Raw genomic sequence first — 19,599 nt, 5'->3', positions numbered from 1 at the left:
TGCCTGTTTTTCCGAGAATCTTTCCTTCCCTTTCTCGGCAGTGAAAAATTACCAAGATTTTTATTGTCTCAAGTTTCGGAAAAATTCGGCGCGTCGAAGGATTTTCCCGAATTTTCCTATAAGCAATGGCAGAGATATTTTCATTTTATGAAGCACCCAAAGAGATATGCCTGTTTTTCCGAGAATCTTTCCTTCCCTTTCTCGGCAGTGAAAAATTACCAAAATTTTTATTGTCTCAAGCTGCGGAAAAATTCGGCGCGTCGAAGGATTTTCCAGAATTTTCCTAGAAGCAATGGCAGAATCTTTTCATCGTCTGAAGCACTCGAAACCTCGGCTGACTTTTCCCAAATCTTTCTATTTATCTCTCCTGAGTGGAAAATCTCCCACATTTCCATTTTCTGAAGCACCTCAGAAAGTTCGGCGCGCCGAAAGATTTTCCCGAATTTCCCTAGAAGCAATGCCAGAGATATTTTCATTTCCTAGAGGTAGCTGAAAAAAATCTCCCATCAAAGGATTTTCAGTTGCATCCTGAAAGAAGACGAGAGAGTAGAACTAATTCGAGGAGAAACTCTCAAACCTTTTTATTTATCTATTTTGCCATTATATATACTTCCATCTGGCATAGTAGCACCTTCTAGATTTGCACCTCTAAAGTCAGCACCTTTAATATTTGCTCCTGTAAGGTTGGCATTTTTGAGATTTACTCCGCTCAAATCGGCATTTTCCAGATTAGCATTTTTAAGGTTAGCTTCTTCTAGGTCAATATTAGTTCCCGGATAATTTATATTAAAGTCAGCATTGGCTAAATTAGCACCTTCAAAATTAGCTCTTCGTAAATTAACTTTTGTGGCAAAACGTGTGTTTTGTAAGTTAGCACCCTGTAAGTCAGTATTTTCTAAAGTTGCATGCTCAAACCAAGCATTTTTTAGATTAACATTTTTCAAATTTGCACCAGAAAGTATGGTGTTATAAACAACAGATTTTTCTAGATCGGCATCCTCAAAATCAATATTTTCTAAGTTTGCTGTTGATAAGAAAGCATCAGACAACTTAGCCTTTTTTAAATTCAAACCCTGATATTTGTTATTAACAATTTGCCAAACTAGACGTGCTTTAGGGGTTAGTATTGTTTGTTTATTAATGGATGTACCTTTGATAGTTGACTGTACTATATTAGTATTTTTTAAGTTGGTATTTTGTAAATTAGCATCTAGCAAAAATGCTGCTAATAAATTAGCATTGTCTAGTTTTGTACCTTCTAAATTCGCATTTTCTAACCTAGCTGATTGTAGATTTGCACCTTCTAAATTTGCACCTTTTAGATTTGCATAGTCTAGAAATACATTTTTTAGATTCGCACCTTTTAGATTTGCATTTTCTAGATTTGCGCCTTTTAGGTCTGCATATTCTAGGTTCACATTTTTAAGGTCACACCCTCCACATTCCCTTGTACTCTGAATACGCTCAATTGGCGAAAGAGTCATATTCATCTGCGTTTGATTATCCAAGTTTATACTTCCTAGACTACCAACCAACGAGATAATACTTTTTCCAGCCAAAAAACCAACAATTGCTGCAATTCCTAAAACACCAACAAATTTTTTCTTATCCTTAAGTATCCCCCTACCAATAGGAAATATTTCCCCTTTTTCCACAGCACCAACAGATTTTTTATCAACTCTAGTTTCATCCTCCCGAAAAGCAAATATTTCTCCTTTTTCCACAACACCAACAAATTTTTGATTAACCTTAACTTCATCCTCTGGAAAAGCAAATATTTCCTCACCTGCAACAACAGGAATTTTGCTGCCAACAAATTTTTCAACGACCTTAATTTTATTCTTCTCAAAAGCAAAAACTTCCCCATCTCCGACAACAGGAACTTCCTTTAATTCTTGCAAAGCCAAAACAGCATTTCCATAACGCCTTTTCGGATGAATTTCCACCATTTTTGTCAACCACTTAGTAAAACGCCAATGTAAATTAGGAACCAAATTTTCAAACTTAAACCGATAATCTTCATCCAATAATTTATCAACTGCAACACTTATAGTTCCTGTTAATAAACAAATTAAAGTCGCTCCTAAACTATATAAATCTGAAGCACTACTCAAAGGTCGATTAAACATTTCCTCCGGTGGCATAAATCCTGGAGTTCCTGCTGCCATACTACTCAAAGCTAACTCCCCACTTCGCAATTTTGCCAAACCAAAATCTACTAAATAAACCTGCAACTTTTCATCCACTAAAATATTCTCTGGTTTAATATCCCGATGAATTATTGCAGGTTGAAAATTTTGCAAATATACCAAAATTTCTAAAACTGAAATAGCAATTTGTTTAACTTCTTCAGGAGTAAAAATATGTCTTTCTGCTAAAGATGGAGCCTGAATATATTCTGTTACTAAACAAAAACCAGACTCAGTTTCAAAAGAGTTTAAATAACAAGGAATTTGAGAATTTTTTAATTGTTTGAGAGCTGAAATTTCCCGTTGATAAGCTTTAAAAGCTGACCAACTTCCATCAGCAATAGCAAATCTAAATTCCTTAATTACAACCTGTAGATTTGAAGTGAGAGATTTTGCTAAATATGTAATTCGCCCGCCTTGTAAGTTACGTCCTAATTCTTTACTAATTTGATAGCCGTAGTTGGTAAAGTCTGGATATTTTTTCATGCTAGTAAATTTTTATAGCTAGACTAACTTTAAGTAAGTATTCTGAAGTTTGGATGTTTTTGCCTTTCTTATAATTATACAGTCAAGATTTTCTAGCTGATGTAGATCGAGCTACTATAACTACTTAATCTAACCTTAGATTTCCTGAAGTAATTAGAGGATAAGTTAAATTAATAAATGACTATTTTTCTGGCTATCTCTCCTACCCTCAAAAATTCTAATTTCTCAAAATTCAATAGTTTTCTCATCCATCAATAATCTAGATAACCAGCAAATTTTTTCCCTCATCAAATCTTTCCATCCATCCCTCCTAAATGGAAAACTACAAATATTTTCATTTTATGAAGCTCCTGAAAAAAATTTGCGCATCGAAGGATTTTCGGTTGCATTCCCGCAAAAATTCTGATATCATAAAAACTGGTGGGGTTTACTCGCCTATACGCATGACTTTTTATTCAACTAAACTTTAATTCAGGAATTTTGCCCAGAGAGAATCATAAATCTTTTCATTGTCTGAAGCTTCCATAAACATCTATCCCTGATTTTCTCAAGGTTCGCGCCAAATATTCTGAAAAAACATCTCTGCTCATCGCCGAAAATTTCAATTCTCCAAAATTATAGTCATTCTGAATAAGACTGGGATGAGTATTTCTTTACCTAGAAAGGCTTTCAGCCAAAAAAGTGTTTCATCCTTATTTGAAATGACTATAACTAATTTTTCCAAGCATCAATAATCTAGATAACCGCCAAATTTTTTCCCTCATCAAATCTTTCGATCCATCCCTCCTAAATCAAAAACTACGAACATTTTCATTTTATGAAGCTCCTGAAAAAAATTTGCGCATCGAAGGATTTTCGGTTGCATTCCGACAAAAATTCTGATATCATAAAAACTGGTGGGGTTTATTCGCCTATGCACATGAAGTTTTATTCAACATTGCTAGTAAAAAAAAGCTGAAACTAATTCAACTAAAAACTGATAACTGATAATTGTTAACTGATAACTGTTAACCCCTCCTCATACCTGCGATTAACTTCCGACCAATTAACAACATTCCACCAAGCCTTCAAATAATCACCACGACGATTTTGATAATTCAAATAATAAGCGTGTTCCCAGACGTCGTTACCCATAATTGGATAATCCCCAGTCAAAAAAGGACTATCTTGATTAGCCGTACTAATAACCTTTAACTTTCCATCTTCACCCAAAACCAACCAAACCCAACCACTACCAAAACGACCACCACCAGCAGCATTAAACTTATCCTTAAAACCATCAAAATTACCAAAACTTTCATCAATAGCAGTAGCTATTTTTCCTTGAGGTTCACCCCCACCATTAGGACTCATAATTTCCCAAAACATTTTATGATTAACATAACCACCACCATTATTTTGTACAGCAGCACGAATACCATTTGGTAAAGTCTTCAAACCACGCAATAAATCCTCAGCACTCTTATCCTTAAGTTCAGGATACTTAGCGATCGCCCCATTTAACTTTTTAATATAACCAGCATAATGTTTACCATGATGAAACTGCATAGTTTCCTTGTCAATATAAGGTTCTAATGCGTCATATTGATAAGGCAAAGGTGTTAGTTCAAATACCCCAGATTTTTCAGCTAACTTAGTATCATTTGGTAGAGTAGAAGGAGTTACTGATGCAGAAGAATTATCAGGGGGTATCTGACAACCATCTAGAGTTATAACCCCTAAAGTTGTACCTAGTAATATTAATAAATTACGGCGATTAATATTCATTATTAGTTACAAAAAAAACAGTAGTTGATATTTATAAAATCCTGTTATTAATTAAGTATAAAGTAGAATAATATCAAAGTCAATGACAATTTATTTAATCAAAGAAAAGAAATTTATAATTATTTCCAGTAATCGCTGTCTTCTCTTTGTATAATTAACATACTGCAAAACTTGATGTTACTAAATAGGGTTTTATGATCAAGTCTTTTTGTAAGGTTAGGAGTCTAGGATAAATGGGAATTAGATCGTAGATACAAGGCAGATATCGTCCTTTTATTTTTCTTCCCTTATCTTCCCAAAATACTAAATTTATGAACCTTTTATACCTAAAAGCTTGCACTTTTTTTCAACCTAAAAAGGCAATTACCTTGATCTGTAAAAGTTTTTATTCTTAATCAGAAAGCTCTAAATATCTAACATTTTTGTCTTAAATATCTATAAAAAAACTATATTTATAGATTTCATGAATACTAAGTTCATAAGCAAAATTAATTACACATCTTATTGGTAGTCTTGCATTGTAATGGTGAAGATATATATTGTTTTAATTTCTTCTCACGCTCCCACACTCCCCACAATCTCCACACTCCCCACATACTCTCTACCATTAACTATTAATTAATAATTAATAGTTAATAATTATTAATTAATAGTTGATAGTCAATAATTAATTATTCATCCAACAATTCAGGTTTAAAGCCTCCTTTTGTAATTAATAATTAATAATTAATATATTCCGAGGGCGAGTGCCAGGTAAATAGTTTATATATTGCTCCTAAGCGCCCTGATAGTCATTAATTATTAATTGTTAATTGTTAATTGTTAATTATTGAGGAGGGGTAATTATTAATTCTTAATTGTTGATTGTGTTTTTTGCTGAATTAATTAGCCACTTCATTTCCTCCTTCCTGATAAGTAATCAGTTAATTGTGAACTATTTCAAAAGTCTTGTTTAAGAAAAAATATATAGCAATCTTATTTCAGTTGTAAGATTTTGGTGGTAGTTAGGAGTTAGGAGTCAGGAGGTAAGGACGTTGCATGCAACGTCCGTACGGAGTCAGGAGTCAAAATTTTTAAGGTTTTCAGCTCAAAGCAACTATCATAAAAATTCTCACATCTCATTCCTGATTGGTACACCTTTAGTAAAATCATATAAATAAATTAAAATATTTGCAATCCTCCTAAGTATTATTAATCAAAGCTTTGTAGCAATATTTTTTGAAACTCGTATTCAAATTCACACTATATTTTTAAAGTATGTAGTGTGTATATTTTAGCTAGTTTGAATCTGAATACTGCTATACATAAATAAGTATTAACTATTTTTTTTAATCATTTTGCCATCCATGGTGGTGCTCCCTCTAATTCCATTTCTATTTTATTTTCATCTCCAGTTTCATCAATATTAAGTATTACTAACTGATCTTTGGGAGTCCTAATTTTAATATTTAATGACCTTAAGTCTGTGGTAGTATCAATATACCCTTCATATCTAGAACCTATAGGTAATTTTGATAAAATTTCTTCAATTTTTTCAATTAATCTTTTAGAATCATGGTGAGATTTTTTAGCATCTGCAAATTTTTGCTCAACCTTTTCTTGACTAATTTTTAAAGTCTTAGCCAAACCCATGACAAAACTATCTTCTTCTTCTGTTAATTTATCATCTGCCATAGCAACTTCAACAGCTAGATCCAAAGCAGTTTCTATTTCTTTTTCATTTTGAAGCACCTGTTTAGCTGCATAAAATAATGCTTCGTTTTTTTCTTGACTAATAATTGTTAAAATCTTTTCTCTAGCTGCATTTACTTCTGGAGGAGTGAATCCTTTTTTGAGTAAAAAACCCTCAATAACTTCTACTTCATTCATATCAATATCACCATCAACTGCCATTACCATTAAACCAATAGCAAATATGGCTTCGTTAGGGGTTAGTTTCTGGGAACATTTTACTTGACTATTGAAAATATGTTCATACGACATAGATTTTTTTGCAGTTATGAAATTTGGTTGACATTTAAGTAAGGAGAGATAGTAAATAATATCATATAACCTACATTCCGCACTTCAAAATGTAGTAGAAAAAAGGAGTCAGGACTCAGGAGTCAGGATTCAGAATTCAGGAAGAAATCATATTGGTAACTTTAGTAAATAAACAATTAAGTGAGCATTTATGTTTAATATCTCCTCTGAAGAAAAGTCAATTAAAATAATTTACATAGTATAAATACCTAGCAAGCTACCAATTTTATACTACTTTTAATGTTACAACTTGACGTGCGCAATGTGGGATATAATACTAATTATCAAAAGTCTTACTACTTGGATGTGGAAACAAATAACCTTTATTAATAATATTAAGTTACTAAATACCGAGTATTTAGTCTAACAAATAACATTTAGAAAGAGAAAATCAAGTTATAGTAAAAAGTCTATGGTTATTGGTATTAAGTTATTCTATTTCACAGAAGTCAAGGATTTAACAGCAGTAATAAAGTTAAAAGTCATATTTTTAGGTTCACAAATTTGACACTAAATTCATTAATTGATAATTGATAATTACCTCAAGTAATACCTTCAATAATTGATAATTGATAATTGATAATTGATAATTACCTCTTCCTAAAAGGAAGAGGGTTGAATAAAAGGAAAATTTTTTCTTGTTTCTCCTTGATCATGAGAGGCTTTAAACCTTAATTATTTAGTAATGGAATTGAATATAGGGAAATATCCTAGCACTTTTTTTTCCCCTAACGAGGGAGGCTTTTAACCAAGATATTTAATTAGGGCTTGCTGATTAAATATCAAAGCATTGACGAATAAAGGTTTGAGCAATTTTAGGTCTGGAAAAAGTACCAGCTTTTTGGTTTATAAAGCAGAAATTGTGAGCATTTTGGGTAGATTATGGCAGAAAAATCACTCTTACTATTCTTCCTCCTGCCTCCTCTATAATTCCCATTCCTCCTGACTCTGTACGGACGCCCTTATGCAACGTCCCTACCTCCTGACTCCTACCTTCACCCATAAGACTTTTGAGCGCAAACCCTAATTAATAATTATTAATTTTCAGTAATTTCAGAGAATTATTTTAAAGCATAATTTTGAAACTATTTGTGACACTTTTAAAGTAAATTGATATCCGCAGTCAGTTAGTACAGATTCATAATATTGATTGTCAAACCACATCATACATAATTAATTAAAAACAATTCTCTAATTCTAATCAATTGTTTTCTGCTAGTTAGATACAAACTTATTTTATCTCTCATAGTTTATAAAAAATCTCTGAAATTTTTAAGCAGGAAAGACATGATATTTTATAGATTAATTTCAATAACTAATTATTTATTTTTTACTGAAAAAAATTATTCCATGATACTCATAATTTTCACTTTATAGATATCAACATAAACTTACATAATTTTTCACAAGTTTGATATTTATATGCCTATATTATCAGTTCAAATTTTACTTCAAATATCTTAAGTTTTTACCTCATTAAATCAATGAAAGTAATAAAAAAATTAACTTTGAGACAAACGTTCTACTGGTGTTCCTCCTAGTAGTTGATGAGTATCTTGAATAATATTTGGAATTTTATCAACATGGGGACTCTTGGCAAGACATTTACTCAAATCATATTTTTCTACTTGTTCAGCATTTGCACCAGGAAACCAATGACTACCATTACCCAATAAGTTATAGCGCATCTTAGCATATTCCAACATATCGTAGGCGATCGCCAAATTTCTTAACCATAAAATCACAGGAATATTAATATTTCCAGGAGTATTTTCTGGAGTAGGCAAACCAATATGCCAAGTTTTGCACCAATTTTCTCCCAGTTGAGCGATCGCTGCTTGCTCTAGTCTAACTAATATAGGTGGTAATATCTCATCTGTTTTATCTAAAAACTCTAATGTTTTTAAGTGTTCATCAAAATCTGTAGGTTTTGATGCACCCAAACTCAAGGTATGGACTTGGGGATGACTCAAACAAAATAAATTGTTAAACACTATAGGACTAAGTGGATAGCATAAATCTATTAATTTCTGTGGTGGTTGATACAGTTTACCACCCTTATCAGAAGGACTAATAATAAATACTCCCATATCAAACTTTTTAGCAGTTTCTATTGCCGACCAATTACTTTGATTAATGTAGTACCAGTGTAGGTTAACATAGTCAAATTGATTTGTTTGTATAGTTTTAATTATCACATCAGTAGGACCATGAGTTGAGAAACCAATAAATCTAACTTTTCCTTCCCTCTGTAATTTTCTAGCTATATCTAAACAACCTCCTGGTCTAATAGAGTAGTTTAATAGTTCTAAGGTATTAATCCCATGTATGCCCAGCAAATCAATATATTCTAGTTGTAAAAATTGGAGAGACTGCTGAAACTTACCTTCAAATTCTTGGGGATCGGCGCTTGGACTAACTTTTGTTTGAACAATCAATTTTTCCCGTAGTAGTTTGGGTAAAATTTCTCCCAGTTGCATTTCAGATGTGCCATAACCACGAGCTGTTTCTATATGGTTAATGCCACATTCTAGGGAGCGACGAATTGTATTTTCTAAGTTTTCTTGATTATTTGGTGGAATTTGATTTTTAGGAACATCTTGCCATTGATATTGATACCTCATTCCACCACAGGAAAATACTGGCATTGATAATTCTGTTCGCCCGAAGCGTCGATATTGCATTATCTATCTCTATTAATTTCTAGGGAAGGTTCTTCTATTATTTCTACATTATTTGTAGCAAAATTTGTTCTAGCTAGAGAACCATAATACTTTCTTGCTGCTTCATCATAAGCAATAGCTGCATCTTTTTCCACCTCAAAACGACCTAAACGTATTTGCTTTTTGTAAACTTTAATTTCTGCTATCCATTTACGTTTATCTTTACACCAATACACTCCTCGGTATTTAGATGAATGTTTGACACTAGGTCTCCTGTGCATTCGCGCACTTCCTTTAACTAAGCGTAAATTTTCTCGCTGATTATCTAGTTTATTGTGATTAATATGATAAACAGATACACCCATAGGAGCATCCATAATCACTCTGTGCATATAGATAGTCGTTCTTTTGTCATCTTTTTTTATTGTTCTGGCAGCAAACCCGTCTATCAAATACCATTTATATTTTGATAATTCTTCATAGTCTTGTTCATCGACTATTACTACCTGCCCTCTAGTAATTAAGATTTCTTTAGACATTGTTTCAGCCTTCTTGTTTTATTAACTTTAAAAAAATAACTAATCTCTTGAAACAGTTGAGGCTACTACGCAGTTTTTTGAGAACATAATTATTTAACTTTTTCTCTATCTAGGGATAGCTAAATTAATTTTTATGACTGCACCCCAATTATAATTGATGAATCAAGTTTTCTTAATTCATTTACTTCATGTTTTTTTGACTGAGAAGCATTAGTAATATTATTAATTTGTTTACTTAACTGCTTCCTAGTATTTGACTATTGGTAGATGTGGTTTTATTTTTTTGTATTAATCACCTCCAAGGGGTTATACCTACCCAGAACTTGATAAAAATGATCATGATAATCTTTGTTTAACTTTTTTATCACTTTAGGTTAGATATATTTCATTAATTGATAATGGATAATTACCTCTGGTTTTACCCTCTCAGATTTAAGATAAGGAAATCTTGTTTCTTTTTTTCTCTTGAAATAGAAGACAATAAAGACGAATTGATTAATTATCAATTATCCATTGGTAAGTAAATTAGGGGAGTTATCAAACTTTGCTTGAATTTTTGGAAAAATTCTAACTCTTAGAGATCAAGAAACACAAAGATAGTCTCCTAAGTTTTTCTAGATTGATTTTCCATCAACAGAAGCTAATACTTGTTTATTGTCCATTAGATTATCTAAATATACTCTTCCATACAATAGCACATAGTAAGAGGGTTAAGGCGAGTTAAGTCTCTGATTTTATGCTTAATCAAGCTATTTATACCCCTTTTTTTCCTACAATCTTGACCCTTAAATTGATACAAAACTTGTTCAACAAATCAAAAATGTACTTTATTGTGTATCTTGAGTCTTCTACCTAAAGTAGAGTAATTAAAAAAAACGCTACATTTTTTCATCTCAGTATCTTTCTTGAAGTTTAATGTAAGTTCAATTTTTAGTTGTAATATTTTTGTATAATGCCAAACCTGGCGCATTCTTGCTACATCTCCTTAAGAGTAGGTTGAAGGGAGTAGGGTTATTAGAAATAATATATCTTTGCTTAATGCCAATAATCGTTAAAAAAATGACTCAAACTTACTTATTACTTAATAACTGAAGTCTTGATGCAGTATAGCATTTTTTTTAGGAATTGGTATGAGTTGTGATTCACTAAATCAGGAAGTAGAGTATAAATATAAATCAATTGAATTTAAGTATTATTTAATCTCTCACAATTTATGTATAGTTTCTATATTTATAGAGTATATATAGCAATCTGCCCATAGGTTGTAATATTTAATCATAGGGGTTTGGTCTCCTTTACCCAGTCAAAAAAGGGATTTAGAAACCAAACCCCTACAGTTTTCTCACAAATCATTTAGGATGAGTATAGTAATCAATATGAGTCAATAAATAGTTAAAAAGATACAGTTTCAAGTGTAATTACAGTTAATTATACGGTTAAATATACGGTTGAATAAAAGATAATTTTTGTTGACATCACAAAAAATACAGAATAAGATTATATTAAACCTAGATGATTATACTATTTTATGACTACCCTAGTTTTCACAATGCTTTGCTACTCAGTAACATCTTATCTTTTTTCCGGTTCAATTTGCTACCTGGCAAATCAATCAGATGTTAATCAACAGAAAGAAGCAGTTAATAATAAACCAAGTCAAATAAATTTAGGAATTATTTTGTTATGGCCTTTGTGGATTGTCAAAGGAATTAGCCAAGAATAAAAGGTTATGAACTTAAGAGAATTAACTCAAGAAAATCATATAAAAGAGCAGAATCAAACTAAATATTTTCAACATAAAAACATTGACAAACCCATAGGAGAGGTTTTACAACAAGCTGGTTTAATCACAGATATTCAGCTAGAAGAAATTTTGCAATATCAAACTGCTAATCGTCATCTTAAATTCGGAGAAATTGCTGTCATGTGGAGAATGATAAAGCAAGAAACAGTAGATTTCTTCGTCGAAATATTTCCTCAACTAATAACAGAGAATAATAAAAACCAGTTGGTGAATATCTGAAATTAGCAAATTTATTGAATGAAGAACAAATATATTCTATTTTGATAGAACAGGATCAAACAAATTTACGCTTTGGAGAGGTTGCAGTACAAAAAGGATGACTGCGACAAGAAACAATTGATTTTGTATTGCAGAATCTAAAGGGATAATTTACTCCTGCTGTAGAAAACTAAATCTAGTTTTTGTCAAATTGGTGAGATACACAAGTTTAGGATTTTTGGGAATAGTTCAGCAATTAACAATGTTTATGTGACGAGGTGCCGTTTGCGCAGCATGACCTAGGAATACAATTAATAATTAATAATTAATAATTACCCCTTCTTTTAACAAGGGGTAAGACCAATACGGAAAATTTTTGATTTATCCCCTATCCAAGAGGAGGCTTTAAACCTAAATTTTAAGCATTCAGCCGTCAGCCATCAGCTATTAGCTATTGCTTTTGGTGGACGATAAAAGCTTTATTGATTGAACCAGAATTAAATCTTATTACAAAAGTCTGCTCCCTTGAGCTTTAAAGTATATATTTATTTAAACTCCATCCTTAAGGGCGGGATATTATTGCTGTTTGCTCCGCATTCCGCAGGAAGAGCTGACCCTAAATTGTTGAATGAATAATTAATTGACTATCAACTCTTATAGCAGTTTTCATGTTTTTTAGAGTACAGAGATTTGGGTTTAAAGGAAGGAGGCTTTAGTTATCTAGAAGAGAAGGAAGAAGTAATGCAAGTCATGAAATGAAAACCGCTATAGCATTTCCCAAGAAGCGTGAAGTACAGTTATCTTTTTATCTTTTCATTACTCCCTATTCCCTATTTCCTATTCCCTGTTCCCTGTTCCCTCAAAGCTAGAATTTTGTACTTCACCATTATGAGAACTGCTATATAATTATTAATTATTAACTATTAACTATTAACTATTAATTATAATGTATCTTACCCACTACAAGAAGTTAATTTAGCAGTATTTTTTTTACTGTTAAGTAGTTAAGCAAAATTAATTGTATATTTGGTACTGAAGTTAAAGTAGATAGGCTAAATAATTTTTGCTCTAATTATAAAGATTTTTTCCCCTTGCTCAATATCCTTAATTATTTCTGCAAAAGAGCGATTGCCTGGTTCAATAAATGTATTATACCAATTACCATGCCTTAATGCTATACTCAAGCCCAACTTCAATTATTAAGTAATTAACACAGACCAAATCACCTTTTTGATAATTAGCACCCCAATTACCGTTAATTATTTCTGTTTTTACTTCTCCCCCACTCCCCTACTCAAGAAAGTGTAGACAACTTTTTGAGAAATGTTATTAGTCATCCGAACAATAGGGGGATAAATTGCATTTAAAGCTCTAGGATTTCCTATAGGTGCTTCTCCAATTTTTCCAGCAGTTTCTCAATTATGTAGGCGAGTAGTTAATAGCCCATTCTGAATTAAATATTTGCGTTGTCCAACAATAACTTCATCATATTTATCATATTTAATTCAACCACTTAAATTATTAATACTAGCATCATCAACTACATTTAATTTTTCCATAGCTACTGGTTGACCCAACTTCAGTAACTCTTCCATCCGGGAGTTTTCATAAATATAGTCTGGTTTAGAAAGATGACCAAAAGCTTCGTGAATCAACACAACTGCCAGATAAGGATCTCAAATTACATTATACTTTATACTGTCTAGCTTTGACAGGGTTGGCCTCTAGTTGACGGATGGCCTGTTTTGCTACTCCTATAATTTGCTTGTCAATATTACCGAAAAATAAAGGTATAAAGCCTCTCCTTTCAAGTCAAGGATAAACAAAAAAAATTTTTCCTTTTATTCAATCCAATCCGTTTTAGGGAGAGGTAATTATCAATTATCCATTATCAATTATCCATTATTGAAAGAAGGTGTTATAATTTGAAGCAGAACTGATAGGATGGACTTCCTCTTTAACTAAATCCCCTTCTCCACGGGCAATGGCTCTAAATTTGTCATTGATGTCTCAAGGTTCCTGTGCCATGCAACTGCCGATGGAATTAACGAAATAAGTAATAGTGAAGCGAGCGTCATAACTAACATTTGTTGTCTGAATTCGGGGGGCAAAATCTAACAACAACTGATTATAAGCTTCAATTAATTGTCGCTTTTCTTCTAAAGATATGGGACGGGGATCGGGAAAAAATTTAACTTATACATAATCTTGGACTGCTGGAATAGAAGCTAGTTGAGTAGTTGATTTTCAGATTAAATCAGCGTGAGAAATTACTTATTCAATATGATTGAAAGTAACAAAATTCCAGCCTCCTTTATCCCAGGTGCAAATACCTCCTACTAGGGAAAAGTGACGATTAACAGCATTTAACTTTTGGCTACTAAATGAAATGGCTGTTGATTAACTTTGTTCTAGGCTAATTTCTAGATAGTCTACGGGATTGTAGTAATTATAAATTTTCGCTTATTATAGTTCTATAACAGTATGATTTTTGGTAAATTTTCTAGTAATTATATATTTTTATAGTGAAAAAGTTTCTATTAATTCAAATTGAGTGTAGGGATGTTACTGAAATTTGTAGCTATTATATAGTTTCTCATCTGAGAACAAATTTGTTTTACGTTGAAGCTGATTGATAATTAAGATCTAATCATCTAGAAAAACAGTAAAATTTGATTGAAAAATACCTGTAATTATAATTATATATCAGGTAGGATTCTAGAATATTTGATGTGTATTATATTTGTTCGTTATTATCTTAATAAATGTGCTCTTTTTTTCTTTTCGCTAATTCTCTACAATCAATAAAGTATTTCTCTCATAAACTTAAAAACCTCTATATACTTTTTTTCAAGTTATAAATGAAAGCTTCAATAATCAATTTTTTACTTTATTGGCAAATGCAAAAATGATTATAAACTACATTAATTGCTGTTAACGTAGTTCCTCCACAGGAGGCTAGCTGAGTGCTAAGAGCTGTTGGCGCAGCATTCTACAGTAAATGCTTACGATTATTTTGATATGTAAATATCAAAAATAATAGAGTATTATCAATAAAATTTAACTGTTAGTGAATAAAAAATGAGTAAACTAGACCGTAAAATTTTGGATGATTTTTTACATATTGCACAACCATATTTTTATCCTTTAGAACGAGGCGGAAGTAAAGTTTTTTTAGGACTATTATTCCTACTTTTAATATTTTTATTTGCTGCTGTTTTTATAATTGTTAGCCTAGTCTGCTTAGGTAGTGAAGCTATATTTGGTGAATCATTCAATATTATTGCGCCTGGTTTAGTCGATACAATTAAAAATATAATTAATTCGCACTGGATATTTGTAATTATTTTAATGATAGTCGTTCCTGGTAGTGCTTTTTGGTACTACAGAAGACGAATGATACCTCGTTGGCAACCTTGGGCACTTTTAAGTTTACTTTTATTATTATCTCTATCAGTTAGTGGTTTAAATGTAATTATTAGCTATGTTGGTAACTTCTTTACTACTGCCTTAGCAGAAAAAGACCAACCGACATTTTGGAGATTTTTATTTGTTTATGCTGGAGTATTTATTGTTGGTACTCCAATTGTTGTAGTTTACACCTATACACGCCAAAAATTAGGACTATATTGGCGAGAGTGGATGACTAGCAAATTTCTCGACAACTACTTACAAAATAGGTCTTATTATCAAATTAACTCAGAAGGAAAAATTGATAATCCAGACCAAAGAATGGCAGAAGATATTAAATCTTTCACTAGGCAAAGTTTGTTTTTTATGCTGACAATTCTTAACTCAGTAATTGATGTTATTTCCTTCACTGGAATTCTGTGGTCAATATCTGTACCACTGTCAATATTTCTAATTTTTTATGCTGTATTAGGAACATTAGTAGCAGTATTTTTTGGGAGAAAATTAATTACTTTAAATTTCAATCAACTCAGACGAGAAGCAGATTTTCGTTATGGATTAGTTCATATTCGTGATAATGCTGAATCAATTGCTTTTTACCAAGGAGAAGAACAAGAATCATTACAACTCAAACAAAGATTTGCTCAGGTCTTTAATAATTTTAATTTGCTCATTGGTTGGCAGAGAAATGTAGATTACTTTACCACTGGTTATCGATACGCAGTTATTATTTTGCCTTCTTTAATAATGGCTCCTATTTACTTTGCTGGTGAGATTAAATATGGAGATATTACTCAGGCAGGTTTTGCTTTTAGTCAAGTTTTAGGAGCTTTTTCTTTAGTAGTTAGTCAAATCGATAATTTAACTGCTTTTGCTGCTGGTATTAATCGTTTAGCTAAATTTAGAGACACATTAGAAGATACGCAAAAATTACCAGAAATAGGAAATGGGGAAATTGATATTAGAGAAAATTCTCGACTGGCGCTAGAAAATATTACTCTGAATACTCCTCTAAATTACGAAGATATAAATGAAACTCAAAAGACTTTGGTTAGAGATTTATCGGTAGCATTACAACCTGGTCAAGGATTATTAATAGTAGGTCAAAGTGGAGTTGGTAAAAGTTCTTTATTAAGAGCAATAGCAGGTTTATGGAAATCAGGTACAGGTTGTTTAATACGTCCCCATTTGGAGGAAATGTTATTTTTACCTCAGCGCCCTTATATGATTTTAGGAACTTTACGAGAACAGTTATTATACCCTAAAGTTCATCAGGAGTTTGATGAGCATAAATTACGAAAAATTTTGAAAGTTGTTAACTTAGAAGATTTACCAGATAGATTAGGTGGTTTTGATGTAGAGTTACAATGGGAAAATGTTTTATCTTTAGGGGAACAACAACGTTTAGCTTTTGCTAGACTATTATTAACAAATCCTTGTTATGCAATTTTAGATGAAGCTACCAGTGCCTTAGACTTACAAAATGAGGCAGAACTTTATCAACAATTACAAACAACTAAAACCACATTTATTAGTGTCGGACATCGTTTAAGTTTGTTAAAATATCATCACCAAGTTTTAGAATTAACTGGTAATGCTAATTGGCAAATATTATCTGCGGAAGATTATCAAGCAAAAGTTAGTTTATTAAATTAATGATGAAAGTAATATGAAATATAGAACCCATTTGGTATTTATTTTTTATACATGATGGGGTTGGGGAGTGTGGGAAGTGTGGGAAGATGGGGGTCGCTTATTCTACCTTTTTCCCCTCTGAGTATTTCTTAATCTCCTGACTTCTGTACGGGCGTTAACGATAGTTATGCGAAGCTAACAGCCGTTTCGCGGAGCGACATGAAACGCCCCTACGAGGACTGAGGACTGAGCAAAAAACTCGCAACAAAGCCCAAGATACGCTTAGGGGTTCTATATAGGACTTCCCATACTTGTGAGGTACAAAGTTTTTTAACTTTAGGAGTCAGGAGTAGTAGGGGCTTGCTGGCCATTAGCTACGCACAACTTTCCTATCGGAATGCTCCGCAAACGTTTTATATGTCGCGCAGCGTTAACGGAGTTGTGCGACATATAAAACGCCCGTACAGGAGACAGGAGTTAAATATAAGTTGTATTAGGTGTACCTTATGACTCTAGGAAATCCTATAGCAATAATATTTCAGTTGCAAGATTTGAGTGGTAATTAGGAGTTAGGAGTCAGAATAAAAGGATTGTAATATCATGTCCGGTAGCATCGGTATTGCAAGTGAGAAGGTAAGGAAGAAGGCTCATATTATCTAGGAGAGAAGGAAGAAGGAAGAAAGAAGAAAAGGAAAAAGCTTACATAAGGTAAATATTTCCCCAACTTTTACACGCTCCGATACCAGCAGACATGGTATAATTTATCTTAATTGTTATTAAATATCTCATAAATCATTCCTGATTCCTATTACCGAAATATTGTGGTTTAAAGCCTCCCCTTTTAAGGGGATAATAAATAAAAATTTTCCTGTTCGTCAATCCTCTTCTTTTGAAGGAGAGGTAATTCTAAATTATTAATTCTAAATTCTTAATTCTTGAAGAAAAAGAATCCTACCCAAGATTCCACCAAAGATAATATTTGGTACAATACTCATATTGAGGTGCATTATTACGCTTTAGCGTTCCAAATATATCTAGTGGAGGATGGCGGAAATAACTGACCAGTTACAAAATCCTAAAAGTTTTACTAATCAATACTTTTAACTTTTGACTTTTGACCTTTGACTTCCGCGTAGCGGCACTAGGAGCAGTAAACCACAACAATACTTAGGGCTTGCTGAATAAGTCTTTTAGTAGAGGAGAGGAATCAGAACTCAGAACTCAGAACTCAGAACTCAGGAGGAATAGGAATTATAAAGTAGGTAGTCAGAAAAATAGTCCCTTAATTTTTCTGCCTCCCGTTACCCCAAGATGCTCACTTTTTCAGATATATAAACTGAAAAGCTGGTAGTTTTTCCAAATCTAAAATGACTCAAACCCTTATATGTCAATGCTTTGATATTTAATCAGCAAACCCTACTTAAAACTAACAGAAGCGATCGCCTAAAAATTAAGCCAAAATTAAGCCAAAATTAAGCCACAGCTAACTCCTCAACTTGACAAATATATCGCCCCACTGCAGCAGCAACGGGGCATAAACTTTCAACCAACTCCACCATATTTTCCAAAGACAATGCTTGTCGCGCATCCGAAACCGACTCCTCCGGTACAGGATGACACTCTATCATTAAACCATCTGCTCCACAAGCAACCGCAGCTTTTGCCAAAGATGCCACCAACTCCCGTTTACCCACAGCATGAGAAGGATCGACAATAACTGGTAAATGAGTCAACTGTTTCAAAGCAGCTACCGCACCCAAATCTAAAACATTGCGAGTATAACTATCAAAACTACGAATACCTCTTTCACATAAAACCACATTCGGGTTGCCGTGACTGAGAATATATTCAGCAGCCATCAAAAATTCCTCAATAGTCGCAGCTAACCCCCGTTTCAACATCACAGGTTTACCAGTTTTTCCCACTGCTTTGAGTAACTCAAAGTTTTGCATATTCCTACTACCTATTTGCAGCATATCCGCATAAGCAACCACCGACTCTATTTGCGGAATAGACATAACTTCAGTGACGACTGGAATATTGTAGCGTTGACGAACAGATGCCAAAATTTTCAATCCTTCTATTCCCAACCCCTGGAATGAGTAGGGAGAAGTGCGTGGTTTATAAACACCTCCCCGCAACATTTGTACAGGTGCCATTATTAACTTACTTGCCACTGCTTCCATTTGTTCCATACTTTCAACAGTGCAGGGACCACCAATAATTAAAAAATCTGCACCTCCTACCGTTGTCTGTCCAGAAATATTGACAACTGTTTGATGTTCCGAGTAAGACTTAGATGCAAGTTTAGCGTTAGACATGAGATTTTCTCCTTGATCAATTAAGTGGGGTGAAAAATAAAAAACCCGGAACCATTATTCAGCTCCGGGTGAAAAGTGAAAGTCAGCATGACAAATTACCCGGAACTATATCGGGGCCAGAAATAAAAACCGTAATACCAGGAATTTACTTGAGTCATAACTGTTTTCGTCTTTTTTTGAATACTCAGATTTGCAAACAAAAAACCGCAGCGTTTATGCTGCGGTTCACTTAGAGGTTTATAGCAAAAACTATATTCACTCCAAGTGAACCTCTCTATACCAAAAATAAAAATAGGAATTACTAATAAACATCGGCTTTTTGTTTGTGTTAAGAAATATGTTAATTATGGAATTCTAAGATGGGTAAAGAAATATTCTTCTTTGAGTCCTTACCGATTTAACATAGCAGAAACTTCAGAGAGTGTCAAGCCCCTATAGGAATTTTTGGTGGTGGTGCATAGTAATGGTAGAGAGAGTTTCGGAACTGTGGGAACTGTGGGGAGTGTGGGGAGTTTCGGAACTGTGGGAACTGTGGGGAGTGTGGGGAGTTTCGGAACTGTGGGA

At 32.9% G+C, this 19,599-nt stretch carries 14 protein-coding genes; 5 read left to right on the top strand and 9 right to left on the bottom strand.

Going from position 1 to position 19,599, the window contains the following annotated elements:
• The first annotated feature begins 125 nt into the window (after positions 1-125).
• Together ACP6PK_RS26350 and ACP6PK_RS26345 are read left to right on the top strand one after the other, a co-directional pair.
• Positions 126-287, top strand: coding sequence for a hypothetical protein (locus ACP6PK_RS26350; protein WP_426564045.1), 162 nt, complete (start codon positions 126-128; stop codon positions 285-287).
• A gap of 5 nt (positions 288-292) precedes the next feature.
• The gene (locus ACP6PK_RS26345) at positions 293-493 is read left to right on the top strand and encodes a hypothetical protein (RefSeq protein WP_426564043.1); all 201 of its coding nucleotides are present in this window, start codon (positions 293-295) and stop codon (positions 491-493) included.
• Between the two features lie 88 nt (positions 494-581).
• On the opposite strand, the gene ACP6PK_RS26340 is transcribed toward ACP6PK_RS26345, so the two are convergent.
• From ACP6PK_RS26340 to ACP6PK_RS26320, 5 genes are all read right to left on the bottom strand, one after another.
• A complete protein-coding gene (locus ACP6PK_RS26340; protein ID WP_426564041.1) occupies positions 582-2,675 on the bottom strand; it encodes a pentapeptide repeat-containing protein in 2,094 nt (697 codons plus the stop codon).
• Between the two features lie 993 nt (positions 2,676-3,668).
• Positions 3,669-4,442: a superoxide dismutase gene (locus ACP6PK_RS26335; protein ID WP_426564039.1), complete on the bottom strand. Its 774-nt coding sequence runs from the start codon at positions 4,440-4,442 to the stop codon at positions 3,669-3,671.
• A 1,332-nt stretch (positions 4,443-5,774) separates the two neighbouring features.
• Complete coding sequence (locus tag ACP6PK_RS26330; RefSeq protein WP_426564037.1) at positions 5,775-6,425, bottom strand: tellurite resistance TerB family protein; 651 nt, start codon at positions 6,423-6,425, stop codon at positions 5,775-5,777.
• A gap of 1,541 nt (positions 6,426-7,966) precedes the next feature.
• Positions 7,967-9,148 carry an aldo/keto reductase gene (locus ACP6PK_RS26325; RefSeq protein WP_426564035.1) on the bottom strand — a complete coding sequence of 394 codons (1,182 nt, stop codon included), beginning with the start codon at positions 9,146-9,148 and terminating at the stop codon, positions 7,967-7,969.
• Positions 9,148-9,666, bottom strand: a complete 519-nt coding sequence (locus tag ACP6PK_RS26320) for an AP2 domain-containing protein (protein ID WP_426564033.1) — start codon at positions 9,664-9,666, stop codon at positions 9,148-9,150. The genes ACP6PK_RS26325 and ACP6PK_RS26320 overlap by 1 nt, the downstream gene beginning before the upstream one ends.
• Before the next feature lie 1,528 nt (positions 9,667-11,194).
• Here ACP6PK_RS26320 and ACP6PK_RS26315 point away from each other — a divergent pair.
• Both ACP6PK_RS26315 and ACP6PK_RS26310 read left to right on the top strand, forming a co-directional pair.
• Complete coding sequence (locus ACP6PK_RS26315) at positions 11,195-11,389, top strand: hypothetical protein (protein WP_426564031.1); 195 nt, start codon at positions 11,195-11,197, stop codon at positions 11,387-11,389.
• Positions 11,390-11,395: 6 nt separating this feature from the next.
• Entirely contained in the window at positions 11,396-11,689 is a 294-nt protein-coding gene (locus tag ACP6PK_RS26310) for a hypothetical protein (protein WP_426564029.1), read from the top strand.
• 1,031 nt (positions 11,690-12,720) lie between these two features.
• Here ACP6PK_RS26310 and ACP6PK_RS26305 read toward each other — a convergent pair.
• From ACP6PK_RS26305 to ACP6PK_RS26295, 3 genes are all read right to left on the bottom strand, one after another.
• Positions 12,721-12,852: a hypothetical protein gene (locus ACP6PK_RS26305; RefSeq protein WP_426564027.1), complete on the bottom strand. Its 132-nt coding sequence runs from the start codon at positions 12,850-12,852 to the stop codon at positions 12,721-12,723.
• Between the two features lie 321 nt (positions 12,853-13,173).
• On the bottom strand, positions 13,174-13,326 hold the full coding sequence (locus tag ACP6PK_RS26300) for a metallopeptidase TldD-related protein (RefSeq protein WP_426564025.1): 153 nt from the start codon (positions 13,324-13,326) through the stop codon (positions 13,174-13,176).
• 352 nt (positions 13,327-13,678) lie between these two features.
• A complete protein-coding gene (locus ACP6PK_RS26295) occupies positions 13,679-13,789 on the bottom strand; it encodes a hypothetical protein (protein ID WP_426564023.1) in 111 nt (36 codons plus the stop codon).
• A gap of 960 nt (positions 13,790-14,749) precedes the next feature.
• Here ACP6PK_RS26295 and ACP6PK_RS26290 point away from each other — a divergent pair.
• Entirely contained in the window at positions 14,750-16,735 is a 1,986-nt protein-coding gene (locus ACP6PK_RS26290) for an ABC transporter ATP-binding protein/permease (protein WP_426564021.1), read from the top strand.
• A 1,451-nt stretch (positions 16,736-18,186) separates the two neighbouring features.
• Here the strand turns inward: ACP6PK_RS26290 and aroF are convergent.
• On the bottom strand, positions 18,187-19,035 hold the full coding sequence (gene aroF / locus ACP6PK_RS26285) for a 3-deoxy-7-phosphoheptulonate synthase (protein WP_094674387.1): 849 nt from the start codon (positions 19,033-19,035) through the stop codon (positions 18,187-18,189).
• Positions 19,036-19,599 lie beyond the last annotated feature (564 nt).

It is taken from the genome of Dapis hubbardiae BLCC-M172 (genome assembly GCF_050016015.1).
GTDB lineage: Bacteria > Cyanobacteriota > Cyanobacteriia > Cyanobacteriales > Microcoleaceae > Trichodesmium.
The sequence above is the reverse complement of the archived record's forward strand: the minus strand, read 5'-3'. Positions and strand labels throughout refer to the sequence as shown.